The 13053-nt window shown below is 71.6% G+C and carries 17 protein-coding genes; 7 read left to right on the forward strand and 10 right to left on the reverse strand.

Going from position 1 to position 13053, the window contains the following annotated elements; genetic code table 11:
* Positions 1-500, forward strand: a 500-nt coding sequence (locus BZL64_RS29660; protein ID WP_158101571.1) for an Hsp70 family protein, incomplete at its 5' end; no start/stop codon positions are given.
* Positions 497-1075 carry a nucleotide exchange factor GrpE gene (grpE, locus tag BZL64_RS29665; RefSeq protein WP_086772241.1) on the forward strand — a complete coding sequence of 193 codons (579 nt, stop codon included), beginning with the start codon at positions 497-499 and terminating at the stop codon, positions 1073-1075. The genes BZL64_RS29660 and grpE, both read left to right, overlap by 4 nt.
* Positions 1076-1159: 84 nt before the next feature.
* Here the strand turns inward: grpE and BZL64_RS29670 are convergent, their stop codons facing one another.
* The 5 genes from BZL64_RS29670 to BZL64_RS29690 form a co-directional block, all read right to left on the reverse strand.
* The gene (locus BZL64_RS29670) at positions 1160-1897 is read right to left on the reverse strand and encodes an SOS response-associated peptidase (RefSeq protein ID WP_086772253.1); all 738 of its coding nucleotides are present in this window, start codon (positions 1895-1897) and stop codon (positions 1160-1162) included.
* 157 nt (positions 1898-2054) lie between these two features.
* On the reverse strand, positions 2055-2258 hold the full coding sequence (locus BZL64_RS29675) for a cold-shock protein (RefSeq protein WP_086772242.1): 204 nt from the start codon (positions 2256-2258) through the stop codon (positions 2055-2057).
* A 240-nt stretch (positions 2259-2498) separates the two neighbouring features.
* On the reverse strand, positions 2499-3473 hold the full coding sequence (locus BZL64_RS29680; protein ID WP_086772243.1) for an NAD(P)-dependent alcohol dehydrogenase: 975 nt from the start codon (positions 3471-3473) through the stop codon (positions 2499-2501).
* Positions 3470-3706: a helix-turn-helix transcriptional regulator gene (locus BZL64_RS29685; RefSeq protein ID WP_086772244.1), complete on the reverse strand. Its 237-nt coding sequence runs from the start codon at positions 3704-3706 to the stop codon at positions 3470-3472. The genes BZL64_RS29680 and BZL64_RS29685 overlap by 4 nt, the downstream gene beginning before the upstream one ends.
* On the reverse strand, positions 3703-4131 hold the full coding sequence (locus tag BZL64_RS29690) for a hypothetical protein (RefSeq protein WP_208639547.1): 429 nt from the start codon (positions 4129-4131) through the stop codon (positions 3703-3705). Before BZL64_RS29690 ends, BZL64_RS29685 begins: the two co-directional genes overlap by 4 nt.
* Positions 4132-4292: 161 nt before the next feature.
* On the opposite strand from BZL64_RS29690, the gene BZL64_RS29695 reads away from it, so the two are divergent.
* Complete coding sequence (locus BZL64_RS29695; protein ID WP_086772246.1) at positions 4293-4697, forward strand: ChaB family protein; 405 nt, start codon at positions 4293-4295, stop codon at positions 4695-4697.
* A gap of 41 nt (positions 4698-4738) precedes the next feature.
* Here the strand turns inward: BZL64_RS29695 and BZL64_RS29700 are convergent, their stop codons facing one another.
* The 3 genes from BZL64_RS29700 to BZL64_RS29710 all read right to left on the reverse strand — a co-directional run bounded on the left by BZL64_RS29700 (position 4739) and on the right by BZL64_RS29710 (position 7136).
* Positions 4739-5302 carry a hemerythrin domain-containing protein gene (locus tag BZL64_RS29700; RefSeq protein ID WP_086772247.1) on the reverse strand — a complete coding sequence of 188 codons (564 nt, stop codon included), beginning with the start codon at positions 5300-5302 and terminating at the stop codon, positions 4739-4741.
* A gap of 235 nt (positions 5303-5537) precedes the next feature.
* A complete protein-coding gene (locus BZL64_RS29705; RefSeq protein WP_244205544.1) occupies positions 5538-5951 on the reverse strand; it encodes a DUF2795 domain-containing protein in 414 nt (137 codons plus the stop codon).
* Between the two features lie 33 nt (positions 5952-5984).
* Positions 5985-7136, reverse strand: coding sequence for a baeRF2 domain-containing protein (locus BZL64_RS29710; RefSeq protein ID WP_086772249.1), 1152 nt, complete (start codon positions 7134-7136; stop codon positions 5985-5987).
* A gap of 224 nt (positions 7137-7360) precedes the next feature.
* On the opposite strand from BZL64_RS29710, the gene BZL64_RS29715 reads away from it, so the two are divergent.
* Positions 7361-7717 carry a hypothetical protein gene (locus BZL64_RS29715; RefSeq protein ID WP_086772254.1) on the forward strand — a complete coding sequence of 119 codons (357 nt, stop codon included), beginning with the start codon at positions 7361-7363 and terminating at the stop codon, positions 7715-7717.
* A 68-nt stretch (positions 7718-7785) separates the two neighbouring features.
* Here BZL64_RS29715 and BZL64_RS29720 read toward each other — a convergent pair whose 3' ends face one another.
* Positions 7786-8265, reverse strand: coding sequence for an ATP-binding protein (locus BZL64_RS29720; RefSeq protein WP_244205545.1), 480 nt, complete (start codon positions 8263-8265; stop codon positions 7786-7788).
* A 196-nt stretch (positions 8266-8461) separates the two neighbouring features.
* Between BZL64_RS29720 and BZL64_RS29725 the strand changes: the two genes are divergently transcribed.
* The 3 genes from BZL64_RS29725 (at position 8462) to BZL64_RS29735 (ending at position 11986) form a co-directional block, all read left to right on the forward strand.
* Positions 8462-9634: a polysaccharide pyruvyl transferase family protein gene (locus tag BZL64_RS29725; protein WP_086772250.1), complete on the forward strand. Its 1173-nt coding sequence runs from the start codon at positions 8462-8464 to the stop codon at positions 9632-9634.
* A 34-nt stretch (positions 9635-9668) separates the two neighbouring features.
* Positions 9669-11078: an FAD-dependent oxidoreductase gene (locus BZL64_RS29730; protein WP_086772251.1), complete on the forward strand. Its 1410-nt coding sequence runs from the start codon at positions 9669-9671 to the stop codon at positions 11076-11078.
* Positions 11079-11395: 317 nt separating this feature from the next.
* Entirely contained in the window at positions 11396-11986 is a 591-nt protein-coding gene (locus tag BZL64_RS29735; protein WP_086772252.1) for a hypothetical protein, read from the forward strand.
* A 179-nt stretch (positions 11987-12165) separates the two neighbouring features.
* Here the strand turns inward: BZL64_RS29735 and BZL64_RS42070 are convergent, their stop codons facing one another.
* Entirely contained in the window at positions 12166-12735 is a 570-nt protein-coding gene (locus BZL64_RS42070; RefSeq protein ID WP_341868837.1) for an MFS transporter, read from the reverse strand.
* Positions 12736-13053 lie beyond the last annotated feature (318 nt).

Consider the following 13053-nt stretch of genomic DNA (forward strand, 5'->3'; position numbering starts at 1 on the left):
CCAAGGACCTCGGCACCGGCAGGGAACAGAAGATGACCGTCACCGGCGGCTCCTCGCTGCCCAAGGACGACATCGACCGCATGATGCGGGAGGCCGAGCAGCATGCCGAGGAGGACCGGCGCAGGCGTGAGGCCGCCGAGACCCTCAACCACGCCGAGCAGGTCGCGTACCAGACCGAGAAGCTGCTCACCGACAACGCCGACAACATCCCCGCGGAGGTCCGCGGCGAGGTCGACAGCGCGCTGGCGGAACTGAAGCAGGCGCTGCGGGAGGAACCGGGCGACGGCGATCGGACCGCCGTGCTGCGACAGGCCGCCGACAAGGTCACCGCCGCCGCGCAGAAGGTCGGTACCGCCATGTACGCCCAGGCGCGGGCTCAGGGGCAGGAGCAGGGTCAGGGCGCGCAGTCTGCCGGCGGCGCCGGTGGGGCGGACCAGGACGAGGAGGTCGTCGACGCGGAGATCGTCGACGAGGACAAGCGGCGGGAGGGCACCGGATGACCGGTCCCACCGGCCCCCGCCGCGCCGGCGAGCGCGCGCTGACCGTCGTCCCGGAGCGGCCCAGGAACGCTGTCGGGCTCGAACCGCGTCGCCGGGCGGAACTGGAGCCCGCCCGGCAGAGCGGGCCTGCTCACGGCGACACCGACGTGTCGCGCGCCCGGCTGCGGGAGCAGGCGGCGGAGCTGCGGCGGGTGAAGGACGAGTACGACAGCTTTCGTCGCCGGGTCCGCCGGGAGCGCCGGTCGGTGGGCGGCGTCGCGGTCGCCAACGTACTCACCGGTCTCCTGCCGGTCCTCGACGCCGTCGACGAGGCCCGCAGGCACCATGACGTCGTCGGCGGTTTCGAGCAGGTCGTCAACCTGCTGGAGGGTCAACTGACCGCGCTGGGCCTGGAGTCCTTCGGCGCACCCGGCGACCCCTTCGATCCCGCCCGGCACGAAGCGGTCTCCTTCCGATGCACGGATCAGGTGGAACGTCCTACGTGCTCGGTGGTCCTGCGGCCCGGCTACCGCGTCGGCGAACACCTCCTGCGGCCCGCCGAGGTGGAGGTGACCGGACCTCCGGCTCGTCCGTGAGTGGCGCTCGCCCGGTGGGGACCGGCCGGAGGTCCGTCGAGGCGAGTGCGCGCACCCTCACCGCTCGGTTCCCGTGCGCCACCCTCACACGGGGTCCAGGAGGTGGGGGCCGTTGTTGCCGACGTTGTTGACGGCCGGGGATACGGGACGGACGTCGAGGTGTCCGTCCGCGGGGCTGCCCAGCAGGGAGCGCAGTTCGTCGGGGTCCTGGTGGGCCGGGTCGAGCCACGCGTCGTAGTGGTCGTCGGTGAGGGCGAGCGGCATGCGCGGGTGCACGCGGCCGGCCGCATCCGTGGCGTCGGTGGTGATGATGGTGCAGGTCATCAGCCAGGCGGCGGGATCGTCGTCCCGCTCCACCCGCGGGTCGCGCCAGTACTCGTACAGGCCGGCGAGGGCCATGACCTGGCCGTCCTCGGGGTGGATGAAGTAGGGCTGCTTGCGTGTCCTGCCCGTGCCGTCGTCCTTGACCTGCTGCCACTCGTAGAAGCCGTCCGCGGGGAGCAGGCAGCGGTGCCGGGTGAACGCGCGGCGGAAGGCGGGTTTCTCGTGCAGGGTCTCCACCCTGGCGTTGATCATCCGTGCGCCGGTCTTCACGTCCTTGGCCCATGACGGCACCAGGCCCCAGCGCAGCGCCCGCAGCTCACGCCGTGCCACGGCGTCGTCGTCCGCGCCGCGCGGTGTGCGTTCGAGGACGGCCCACACGTCGTCGGTCGGGGCGACGTTCCAGCTCGGCGCGAGCGTCTCCTCGACCCGTAGGTCGTCGACGCGGAAGTGCTGGACGAGGTCCTCGGGACCGCGGGTGGAAGCGTAGCGACCGCACATGTGGTCCACTCTGCCACCGGGCCGCTCGTCGCGGGCGCCGACGAGGCGAGGGCACCCTCAGGACGCGGAGAAGGGCCGGTGCCCGAAGGCACCGGCCCTTCTCCGTCACGTCGGCGACGGCAGGCTGTGCGGCCTGCGCGTGTGATGCCTTGTGTGCTTACAGGGGGCGGACGCGCGAAGCCTGCGGGCCCTTCGGGCCCTGCACGATGTCGAACTCCACCTGCTGGTTCTCCTCCAGACTACGGAAGCCGGAGCTGTCGATCTCCGAGTAGTGCACGAAGACGTCCGGTCCGCCGTCGGTCTGGGCGATGAAGCCGAAGCCCTTTTCGGCGTTGAACCACTTGACGGTTCCCTGAGTCATTGCTGCTCCTTACAGGGGCTGGGTGGGATGCTCACACCGTGTGAGCATCCGGGCCGGTTAACGACGCGGCTGCTCCAGCACAACCTGGAAAACAAGCTTCGCGCCCGCAACATCGTTCTCTGCGAGCATGCGACTGGCACAAACACACAAGTAAAACTGCGACCGGCTTCTACAACCAGGCTACCGCCGGAATCATTCCGGTTCGCGTCCACCGTCCCGACGGCGTGGTCCTCGCGCGGCTCAGATCGTGAGGACGAGCTTGCCGCGTGTGTGGCCCTTGCCCCAGTGCCGCACGGCGTCGGCCGCCTCGGCGAGGGGATATGTCCGGTCGATCACCGGGGTGACCTGACCGGCCGCGATGTACCCGGCCAGCGGCTCCAGGACGTCGCGCGTGGGCTCCTTCACGAAGGGTGCGCGCAGGGTGTGGCCCACGAACGGGGACAGGGCCAGTGCCGCCATGGTGCGGTGCATGCCTCCGAACCAGCGTCCTCCGCCTTCGCCACCGACGATGACGAGGGTTCCCCGCGCGGTGAGGGCACGCCGCAGGTGGGAGAGCGGGCGGTTGCCCGCGGTGTCGAGGACGAGGTCGTAGCGAGGGCCGCCGGCGGTGAAGTCCTCGCGGGTGTAGTCGATGACGTGATCCGCGCCGATCGAGCGGACCAGTTCCACCTTGTCGGTGCCGCAGACGCCGGTGACCTCCGCCCCGAAGACCTTGGCCAGCTGTACGGCGTACGTCCCCACGCCGCCGCCCGCCCCGATGACCAGGACCTTCTGTCCCGGCTGGACACGGCCCTGCTCCCGCAGCGAGTACAGGGCGGTGTAGGCGGAGATCGGCACGGCCGCGACCTGCTCGAAGCCGGCGTTCGGCGGCTTCGCCGCGAGCCTGCCCTCGCCCGTGCACGCGTACTCCGCGAAGGAGCCCTCGCAGGTGCCGAAGACCTCGTCGCCGGGCCGGAACCGGGTCACGTTGCGTCCGACCGACTCGACGGTGCCGGCCACGTCCCAGCCGCGTATCCGCAGCTTGGGTCTGCGCAGGCCGAAGCCCATGATGCGGACGGGGTACGGCAGGCCTGTCATGAGGTGCCAGACGCTCGGGTCCACCCCGGCCGCGCGCACCCGGACGAGCACGTCGTCGTCACCGGCCACCGGCTTGTCGACGTCCCTCAGCTCCAGCACCTCGGCGGGGCCGTAGACGTCCTGGACGATCGCCTTCATGTGGTGTCTCCTTCTTCTTCGTCCACGTACTGGAACACCTTGTCGAGCGGGACTCCGAACACGCGGGCGATCTGGAAGGCCATCTCCAAGGAGGGCGAGTAGCGGCCCTTCTCGATGGCGATGACGGTCTGCCGCGTCACGCCGATCCGGTCGGCCAGTTCCGCCTGTGTCATCTCCCCCTGCGCGAACCGCAGGGCCCTGATCGAGTTGGTGACCCTGGTCGGCTCCCTCACCAAGGCTGGAACCCCCAGCGGTAGGCGGCGATCTTCGCCGTGCAGCCGAGGATCGCCGAGAGGGTGAACCCGGCGTAGATCACATTGGCGATCCAGAAGGGGTCCGCCTCGGCCATGGCCAGCACCAGGGCCGCCACCCCGCCGATGACGACGAACGACTGGCCGATGTACTCGCCGAACCGGTGGATCTCCCGGTCTCGCTGGTCCCGCGTCCTCGCGCCCTTGGGCGTACCGATCGAGACGAGGACGCTCAGCACGATCGACGCCCCGATCGAGACGCCGACCGCCCACAGCAACGGCGACGCGTACGCCACGTCGCCCACGGGCGTGCCGGCGGCCCGCCCCAGCACGACGGCGAGGTAGGCCGCATAGGTACCGACAGCGAGGATCCCGATGATCCACGCGCGCTTCTCTTCGTGTGTCACACGAGGAATGTAAAGCAGACCAGACATCGAGTAAAGGATTTTTGACACTTCTCCAGGACCTGGAGCCGCGTACGCCCCCGCTGACCGTGCTGCGTCGTTACCTCGGCCGCGTCACGGGAACCCGGTCGGCAGGGCAGCCGTATCCGCGGAGGTGAAGTCGCATGCCCGGACGACAGGAGCTGCCGTCGACCCTCGAACGCTCCTCGCGGGACGCCCAGCGCACCTGGATCAAGGCCCACGACTCGGCCGTCGACCAGTACGGGGAGGGCGAGCGGGCCCACCGGGTCGCCTACGGGGCGCTCAAGCACACGCACGAGAAGGTCGGCGACCACTGGGAGCGCAAGGAGGGCGGCCGCAAGGGTCCCTCGGATCCGCAGTCGGCCCGCCCCCGTCAGCAGCCTGGACGCAGCGGGGAGGGCGTCGACGAGCAGGCCACGAAGGAGCATCTCTACGATCTCGCACGGCAGCTGGACATCGACGGGCGCTCACGCATGTCGAAGCCCGAACTGCTCGACGCGATCCGCAGGGCCAACCGGTCCCGCACACGCGAAGCCCGTACGAGCTGACCCCGCTATGACGAGCTGACCCGCAGCCGGGAGGGGTCCGGTCAGCCTTGCTTTCCGCGGCCGGAGAGCATGTCGCGGAGGCGGTCGACCATGCCGGCGCCGGGATCGAGGATCTTGTTCGCCGGAGGGGTGTCCGGTGCGGACGGGTGCGGGCGGGTGGGGGCGTTCTTCTTGGCGGCGCGGACCTTCTCGCCCAGGTCCGCCAGCGCGGTGCCGGAACAGACCTCGGCGAGCATCGGGAAGAGCCGGTTCTCCTCGCCGCCGACATGCGCCGTGACGGAGTTCTTCAGCTCCGTGATCAGCGCGTCGAAGCGGCCGTCACCGGGCCGGCAGTCTTCGAGTTCCTTGAGCATGCGCTCCACCTCGGCGTGCTCGGCGATCTCCTCGTCGGCGAGGTCGTCCCCGTCGTCGACGTACCGGCGGACCGTCGGGTACAGGTACTGCTCCTCGGCCACCGAGTGGCGGACCAGCTCCATGGTGAGCCGGTCCGCCAGTTCGCGTCGCTGGGGGTCGGTCGCCGGCAGCGCCTCGATCTGCTCGAAGAGGGCGTCCACCTCGCGGTGGTCCGCGGTCAGTTCCTGGATGACGTCGCCGCCGTGTGCCATGGGTTCTCCACTCCTTGTCGTGCTGAAGCCGGGTGCCGATCGGCCGTCCCTCGCGTGTGCGGAGGCGCCGTCCGCGTCCTCCTCCGGCGGAGGCGGGAACGGCCGCAGTCCCGAGCGCCCCGCCTGCTCGGCACCCAGGACCTATCCCTCCCCCGCGTGCTCCCGCTGCCTCGCGATGCTCCGCCCCTTCACTCCGGCGGCCGACAGGATCCTTCGTGTCGGGTGTGCGCGGGACTCACCCGGCGGGGCCGGAGCGGAGCGCGTCGACGATCTCGGTGGCGTTGGCGTACCGGCCGCCGTCGTCCGGCAGCCGGCGCGCCGCCTCCAGCACGGGCTCGGGCGCGTGGTGCGCCTCCAGGCCGTCCAGCACGGTGCGCCGGTCGGCCGGGAAGGAGGTCCGTTCGAGGTGGCGTGCGAATTCGACGCGCAGGGTGTCCGCCTCGGTCTCCGCCTGTGCCCGTTCTCGCGCCTCGCCGGGCGGAGGGACCGGTCCGCCCGGGTCGACGCGGATGTCGTCGTCCGCGGGGGGCTCGGGCTCGTAGGCCTCCTCCGCGTGCGTGGGCCTGCCGGACCGCAGCTGGCCTTCGAGTTCGTGCTTCAGCTCGTCGTCCTTGCGAGGACTGACGGGATTGCCGCCTCGCTCCACCATGTCCATACTTCCCTTCCTCGGTGTGCGCGGCCGTCACGCGGGGGCCGGCTCGTAGGTCCAGCGCAGCAGTGCGCCCAGGCCGCCCGTCGGAACGTCGGTACCGTCGCCGTCGCCGTCCGGCGGAGGGACGATCAGCACGTCGGCGGCGGTGACGGCCGCCGCCCGCAGCAGGGCGTCGTCGGCGCGTACCGGCAGGGGTTCGCTCTCCCCCAGGGTCCGGGCCTCGGTGCGGCGCACCGCCACCTGATCGGGATCGGCTCCGATCCAGGTCTCGCGTGCCAGATCCGCCCCGTCGGGCCGGATGAGCAGGGTTTCGACGCGGTGCTCCCGGACGGCTTCCACCAGGGCGGGTACGCCCTCGACGGCGTCCGTCGGCTTGTCGGGGACGCCGACCCGTCCGGCGCGGAAGCGGTCGAGCGCCTGCTCGATGCGACGGCGGTTGTGCTGCCGGCGGGCCTCTTCGACGGCCTCCTCCAGGGCGGGAGAGGAGGAGCCGGCGGCACGCGCGCCGTGCTCGGTCTCCGTGGTGACCTGGCGAACGGCCTCGGGGAGCCGCTCGTGTACGGCGGCACGCTCACGGGGGTCGCCGACCAGGACGACCAGGTCCGCGCCGGACTCCTCGTACGCCGTGTTCAGGGCTCCGGCGATCTCGGCGGCGTTCTGCTCCCAGGTGTTCTCCACCTTGAGCTGGAAGTGCCGCTCGGACCAGTCCGCCGTCGCCGTACGGTGCACCGGGTGCTGCCGGCCCTCGACCTGCCCGGCGTCCTGCGGTCCGGCCGCGCCGCGCCGTTCGAAGTCCGCGCCGGTGCGGTCGATGTAGGCGACCAGGCACACCGGGTCCTGGCTGGACAGTTCCAGCAGCGGAGTCAGCCGGGGCAGCGGGGCCCAGCCGGCGATGAGCCGCTGCGGCGGCCGGGAGAGGCGATGGCTGAGCACGACTTCCCCGCCGGCGGCGAAGACCACCCGGCCCGACGGGTCCTCGGCGGGGCCGATGTCCATGAGGGTGTCACGAACCGCCCGCACGGTCGCCGCGTCGGCTCCCTCGACCTCCAGTGTCCGGCAGGCTTCCCGTACGGACAGCTCCCGGCGTTTGGCCCCGGACTCGTCGTTCTGAGCGGGGTCGAAGTACACGGTGGCCCACGGGCCACGACGGTCGAACAGTGGTGTCAGGAATGAGAGCTGCACGCTTCCTCCTTATTCGTCCCCTTCCCCGGCCGAGTGCCCGGAGGACGACGAGGGACACGCGGCGGTTCGGCTGCTTCGCCGTCCCCGGGGAGCATGCGGTGCCGCCGTGAGTACGGCTACGGCACCCGCGCGTACGGCGTCGGCCGCGCGCCGCATCACGCGGCCGGGACGGGGTAGTCCGGATGTGAACCGTTCGACAGCAGAGGAGATGGACGACCGTGACGATGTCTCACGTACTCGAACAGGACGTGCTCGTCATCACGGTGCACGACGACCCCGGCATCGGCGGTCGGGCCGCACTGCTCGCCGAGATCGGCGATCTCATCGAGGGACTCCTGCCGGCCTCCGTCGTCATCGTCCTCGACGAGGCGGCGACGACCGAGGCGACGGTCGGCGTGGTCCTGCGGGCGCATCGCCTCTGCGACCGTCTCGGCCTGGTGATGTCCGTGGCGACCCACAGCGCCCCCGCGCGACGCCTCCTCGACGAGGCCAACTCCGAGACCGGCGGGATCCGCCTGATCGTCCACGCCCGCGCCGACATCGCCATCGCGACGGCCACCGCACTGATCACGGCCGCGTGAGGCTCCGCCGCCTCCGAAGCCGTACGTGCGAGCGTGCGTGCGTGTGGGGGGTGTTTCCCCTACGGACCTCAGTCGCTTATCTCGAAGCCGCCCCGGCCGTCGAGGCTCACCTCGCGCACCGCGTCGAAGCCGTCCGCCGGTGACGGTTCACGCAGCCGCTTCAGCGTGGCCAGGACGCCGATGTCCGGGACGCGCGCGCGGCCCTCGCGGGCGGCGTTGCGACGCAGCGAGCCCGCCACGTCAGGCGGGAACCAGTAGGCCGTGACCGTGGCTCCGCGGGCGTGGGCTGCCTCCACCAGCGGGCCCCACTCCTGCGGCGACGGGTTGGTGTTGTCCACCGCCACCGAGCGTCCGGCCGCCAGGTGGTCCTCCACCAGACGCGTCTGCCGCCGCTGCTTGTTCTTGGCGCCGCGTGGGAACAGGTCCTTGCTGACGAGCGCGTACCGGCCGGAGAGCCGCTGCGCGTAGAACGTGGACTTGCCGGAGGCCTGGAGCCCGACCAGCACGGCCACGTCCACTTCGGTCGCCGCGAAACTCATGACACCCATGACGCCACGATGGCACGCGGACGGCGAGCGGACGTGAATCCCGTGGCGAGCCGGGTCCGGCCCGCCGCACTCCGACAGGGCAGCCGGGGCACGGTACGGAAGCAGCAAAACGGGCACCTGGCAGGGGTTCGCCCTCCAGCTTCGCGCACTCGAAAACTGGAGGAGTACGGCCAGTGGACGTGGTGAGGGGTCGGTCATGGGCGGTGCGGAGCGGGTGACCGTAGGCGTACTGGGTTCCTACGGGGGCCGCAACGTGGGCGACGAGGCCATCCTCACCGCCTTGCTGGACCGGGTGCGGGCCGGGCGGCCGCAAGCGCACCTCGTCGTCTTCTCCCGAAATCCGGAGCACACCCGCCGCGTCCATCCGGACGTCGAGGTCGTCCGCTGGGAGGGCGTGTGCCGGGACGGCATCTCCGCACATCTGCGCCGGCTGAACGTGCTCGTGCTCGGCGGGGGCGGCATCCTGTACGACACCGAGGCACGTCGCTATCTGCGGATGGCCCGGACCTCCCAGGACCTCGGGGTGCCCGTCTTCACCTACGCGGTGGGCGCCGGTCCGCTCACCGACGAGACGGACTGCGCGTGGGTGCGCACGGCGCTCTCCGACGCGGTCCAGGTGACGGTCCGCGACGAGGAGTCCAAGCTCGTCCTCGAAGAGGCCGGACTCACCCGGCCCGTCACCGTCACCGCCGATCCGGCGCTGCTGCTCGAACCCGGCGACGGCGGTGAGGCGCTGCTGCGGGCGGAGGCCGTGCCGCCCGGAGTCCGGCTGGTGGGCATGAGCGTGCGCGAGCCGGGACGCGCGGCCGAACACCTCGACGAAGAGGGATATCACCAACTCCTCGCCAATGTGGGGGACTTCCTCGTCCACCGACTCGACGCCCATGTCGTCTTCGTGTCGATGGAACGCGGTGACATCCGGCATGCGCACGCCGTGGCGTCCCGCATGGCCGCGGCGGACCACTGCACGGTGCTGCACGGCGACCACGGGCCGCAGGAGGTCCTCGACATCGTCAGCCGGCTGGACCTGGCCGTCGGCATGCGGCTGCACTTCCTGATCTTCGCCGCGCTGGCGGGCATTCCGCTGCTGCCCCTGCCCTACGCGGGCAAGGTCTTCGACTTCGCCGAGCAGATCGGCGCGCCCGCCCTGCGCGGGGTCGTCAGGGAGACTACGGGGCTGCTGCTCGCGGAGGTGGACCGGCTGTGGGACGAACGGCCCGCCCGCCGGGCCGACACCGCCATCCGCACGGCGTCGATGCAGGCGCGGGCGGCCCGCACCGGCGACCGGCTGCTCGCCTGTCTGGACGACATCGCGCCGGACCACGCCGTCCACCGGCCCACGCCGGTGCCCGCGTCCGCCGCCGGCTGAGGCCGGCGGCCACCGGTCCCCGAGGGAGTCGAACATGTCCTACCTGAAGCCGCCCCGCACCCCCCGGAGCGTGGAGCTCCCGCCCCGCCAGGCCCTGCACGCGGGCACCACGCAGGTACTGGTGGTCGGCGGCGGTCCGGCCGGCATCGGCGCCGCCCTGGGAGCGGCGAACGCCGGCGCGGAGGTGATCCTCGTCGAGCGGTACGGGTTCCTCGGCGGCAATGCCACCGCCGCCCTGGTGATGCCGCTGATGAGCTTCCACAACGAGGTCAAGCAGGCCGTGTCCGGGGACACCGGACGTCTGCTGCCGCCCGACCACGGCGAGGGCGAGCCGGTCGTCGGCGGGGTGCTGTGGGTGCTGCTCGAACAGCTCGTGCGCGCGGGAGCGGCGATCAGGCCCTCGCTCGAAACCGGTTACACGGTGCCCTTCGACGCGGAGCTGTTCAAGCTGGTGACGTACGACCTGCTGGAGAACCACGAGGTGCGTACGCTGTTGCACGCGTTCGCCTCCGGCGTCCTCGGCCTGCCGGACCGGACGCGGGTGGTGTTCGAGACGAAGTCGGGGCCCCTCGTCATCGACGCCGACGTGATCGTCGACTGCACCGGCGACGGCGATGTCGCCGCGGCGGCCGGGGCGGCGTACGACATCGGGCGGCCGGAGGACGGCTGGACCCAGCCCATGACGCTGATGTTCCGCATGGTCCGCTTCGACCAGGAGGAGTTCGCGTCCTACACCCACGCCAACCCGGACCAGTGGAGGGGCGTGCACGGGCTGTGGGACCTGGTCCGTGCGGCGACGGACGCCGGGGAACTGGATCTGCCGCGCGAGGACATCCTCTTCTTCGCCACCCCCAACCCGGGTGAGCTGGCGGTCAATTCCACCCGGGTCACCGAGGTGCTCGGCACCAGCGTCTGGGACCTCACCCGCGCGGAGTTCACCGCTCACCGTCAGATGGCGCAGATCGCCCGGTTCCTGCGCGACCGGGTGCCTGGCTTCGCCGATTCCTACGTCGTACAGAGCGGCGTCCAGGTCGGGGTGCGGGAGACGCGCCGCATCGTGGGCGAGTACCGGCTGACGGGCGAAGACGTGCTCACCGCCCGGCAGTTCGGCGACGCCGTCGCCCGCGGCGCCTACCCGGTGGACATCCACAACCCGAGCGGTCGTGGCACCACGCTCAAGCGGCTGCCGCGCGGCGAGTCGTACGACATCCCGCTGCGCTGTCTCCTCCCCCGCGGGCTGGACCGGATCCTGGTCGCGGGCCGGTGCATCTCCGGCGACCATGTGGCCCACTCCTCCTACCGTGTGATGCCGATCTCCATGGCGACCGGACAGGCGGCGGGTGTCTGCGCGGCGCTCGCGGCGACGGAGGGCCGGCAGCCACGGGACGTCCCGGCGAGTGCGGTCCAGCGGGAACTGCGGTCGCAGGGGGCCAGCCTGCGCTGACCTCTGCCCGAGTCGCAGGGCCGGGACCGGGGAAGGCTGTCCAGGTGTCGGAAGTCGCCGCCAGGCCTTTGGCGTTCGACAGCCGGGGCAGCGTGCTGGTCTCGTTCTCGCGGGGTGAGGAAGGGGTGTTTCCTTTCGAGGCCGACCACGAGATCGGCGAGGCTCGCCGGCCGCGTCTCGGGCATCGACGTGCACCTCGCCCGGCTCACTCGCGGCGCTGTCCCGTACCGAACGCCCGCCGCAGGCGCCCGTCGGTCGCGCCGCGCGCCGCGAAAATGCCGGACCCCGGCGCAGGCCCCCGTGCGAAGGTGAGGCACATGGGCAACTCACGGGCGTATCCCGTCTTCCGGACCGCCGACGCCGTCGACGCATTGACGCAGGCACTGCGTCTGAACGCTCTGCTGGCGGAGCGGGACGACGAAGTGACGCTGATGGCCGATCTGCTGACCGTCGAGGACGCACGGCGGATGGCGGCCGCTCTGCCCGATGCCCGATTCCACCACGCCAAGGGCCACAGGGACCCAGCGACGGGTGACCACCTGGACTTCGACCTGGACATCGCCACCGCCGGGCATGCCGCACTGGAGACGGAACTGCCTCTGAGCGTCCTGCACTACGTCCCGCGGGGCACCGTGGAGCAGCGGTTCATGCGGGCCGTGGGCCGGGGCATGGCTTCGATCGGCCTGGGCGGCAGGTGGCCGGACGACCCAGAGACGAATTCCCGCGGTTCCGCCACGTACGACGGCGTGGAGGTCATGTTCAACTGCGCCGATGTGAACTGGTCACAGCCGGCCGACCACCACACCGTCTTCGTCCACGTCGACAAATTCGGCGACCTGCCCCGTGCCGAGAAGCTCGCCGCGTACCTCGGCAGCACCGTGCTGGGAGCGGCTCAGTCCGGCTGGTGAGCGGACCGGCCGGACTCCTGACAGGCGGCCCGCGTCAGCGGATCGGCACGGCGTCGCGGCTTTCCGAGCCGATGGCACGTTCGATCCTGCCCGCCAGTTCCTCGTCGAACGTCGACTCCTGTGCCACCGGCACCGGGAAGGCGGTCACGCCCCGTTCACCCCTCAGGCCCGCCCACCGGTCACCGCTGTTCCGGAACCTGCCGGGGCAGGGGGACGGCTGTGCGGCGGGCGAGCGGCAGGAGTACGGCCGACACCGTCAGGGTGGCGAAGCCGAGCAGGGCGACGGCGGAGGCGAGGCTGCCGAGCGCGCCCTTGCCGCCGAGGAGGACCAGGGGGCAGACGAACTCGCCGAGGAAGAACGCCGCCGTCCACAGTCCGATGCCGCGCCCCCGGTCGGCGTACTCCAGCCGCGACATCGCCAGCGTCAGCAGCGACGGCAGGAGCAGCCCCGTACCGAAGCAGTTCAGCACGGCGCCCGCGATCAGCAGGGGCAGGCCGTCCGCGACCCCCATGACGAGGAATCCGGCGGCGCACGGCAGGAGGAGAACGGGCAGCCGGCGGCGCGGATCCCCGGTGAGGCGGGTGAAGACGAGGGAGCCGAGGACGGTGGCGGCGCTGGCCACCGCCGTGACGGCGCCGATGACGCCGGTGGAGTCCACGTCGAGGTCGTCGAGGAGGTACGACATCTCGACGGGCACGGTGTAGAAGACGACGGCGCCGAAGACGGTGAGGAGGCAGAGGCCCGCCATGCGCCGCACGGGGAAGGGCCGCGGGCCGGGGCCGGAATCGGTGGACACCCCGAGCCCGGCCGTGGTCGGGTTCGGCAGCGCCCCGAAACCGGCCGTGGTCGGGTTCGGCAGCGCCCCGAGACCGGCCGTGGTCGGGTTCGGCAGNNCAGCACGAAGAAGAGGGTGGCGGACGCGGACGCGCACATGGTCTGCAGGGCCAGATAGCGGTCGCGGACGCGGCCGGAGTAGTAGTCGCCGATCAGTGTGGTGCAGGCGGTCATGATCGCCGCCTCGGCGACGCCCACCAGGACGCGGCTGAGCAGGATGCCGTGCAGCGAG

It is taken from the genome of Streptomyces bobili, assembly GCF_002154575.1.
Taxonomy (GTDB): domain Bacteria; phylum Actinomycetota; class Actinomycetes; order Streptomycetales; family Streptomycetaceae; genus Streptomyces; species Streptomyces bobili.

Bases quoted from the DNA above. Each gene is read 5' to 3' on its own strand.
- BZL64_RS29670 (WP_086772253.1), bottom strand. From the start codon at position 1,897: ATGTGCGGTCGCTACGCTTCCACCCGCGGTCCCGAGGACCTCGTCCAG.
- BZL64_RS29715 (WP_086772254.1), top strand. From the start codon at position 7,361: ATGTCTCACGTACTCGAACAGGACGTGCTCGTCATCACGGTGCACGAC.
- BZL64_RS29720 (WP_244205545.1), bottom strand. From the start codon at position 8,265: ATGGGTGTCATGAGTTTCGCGGCGACCGAAGTGGACGTGGCCGTGCTG.
- BZL64_RS29730 (WP_086772251.1), top strand. From the start codon at position 9,669: ATGTCCTACCTGAAGCCGCCCCGCACCCCCCGGAGCGTGGAGCTCCCG.
- grpE (WP_086772241.1), top strand. From the start codon at position 497: ATGACCGGTCCCACCGGCCCCCGCCGCGCCGGCGAGCGCGCGCTGACC.
- BZL64_RS29735 (WP_086772252.1), top strand. From the start codon at position 11,396: ATGGGCAACTCACGGGCGTATCCCGTCTTCCGGACCGCCGACGCCGTC.
- BZL64_RS42070 (WP_341868837.1), bottom strand. From the start codon at position 12,735: ATGGCGGGCCTCTGCCTCCTCACCGTCTTCGGCGCCGTCGTCTTCTAC.
- BZL64_RS29725 (WP_086772250.1), top strand. From the start codon at position 8,462: ATGGGCGGTGCGGAGCGGGTGACCGTAGGCGTACTGGGTTCCTACGGG.
- BZL64_RS29680 (WP_086772243.1), bottom strand. From the start codon at position 3,473: ATGAAGGCGATCGTCCAGGACGTCTACGGCCCCGCCGAGGTGCTGGAG.
- BZL64_RS29700 (WP_086772247.1), bottom strand. From the start codon at position 5,302: ATGGCACACGGCGGCGACGTCATCCAGGAACTGACCGCGGACCACCGC.
- BZL64_RS29705 (WP_244205544.1), bottom strand. From the start codon at position 5,951: ATGGTGGAGCGAGGCGGCAATCCCGTCAGTCCTCGCAAGGACGACGAG.
- BZL64_RS29695 (WP_086772246.1), top strand. From the start codon at position 4,293: ATGCCCGGACGACAGGAGCTGCCGTCGACCCTCGAACGCTCCTCGCGG.
- BZL64_RS29675 (WP_086772242.1), bottom strand. From the start codon at position 2,258: ATGACTCAGGGAACCGTCAAGTGGTTCAACGCCGAAAAGGGCTTCGGC.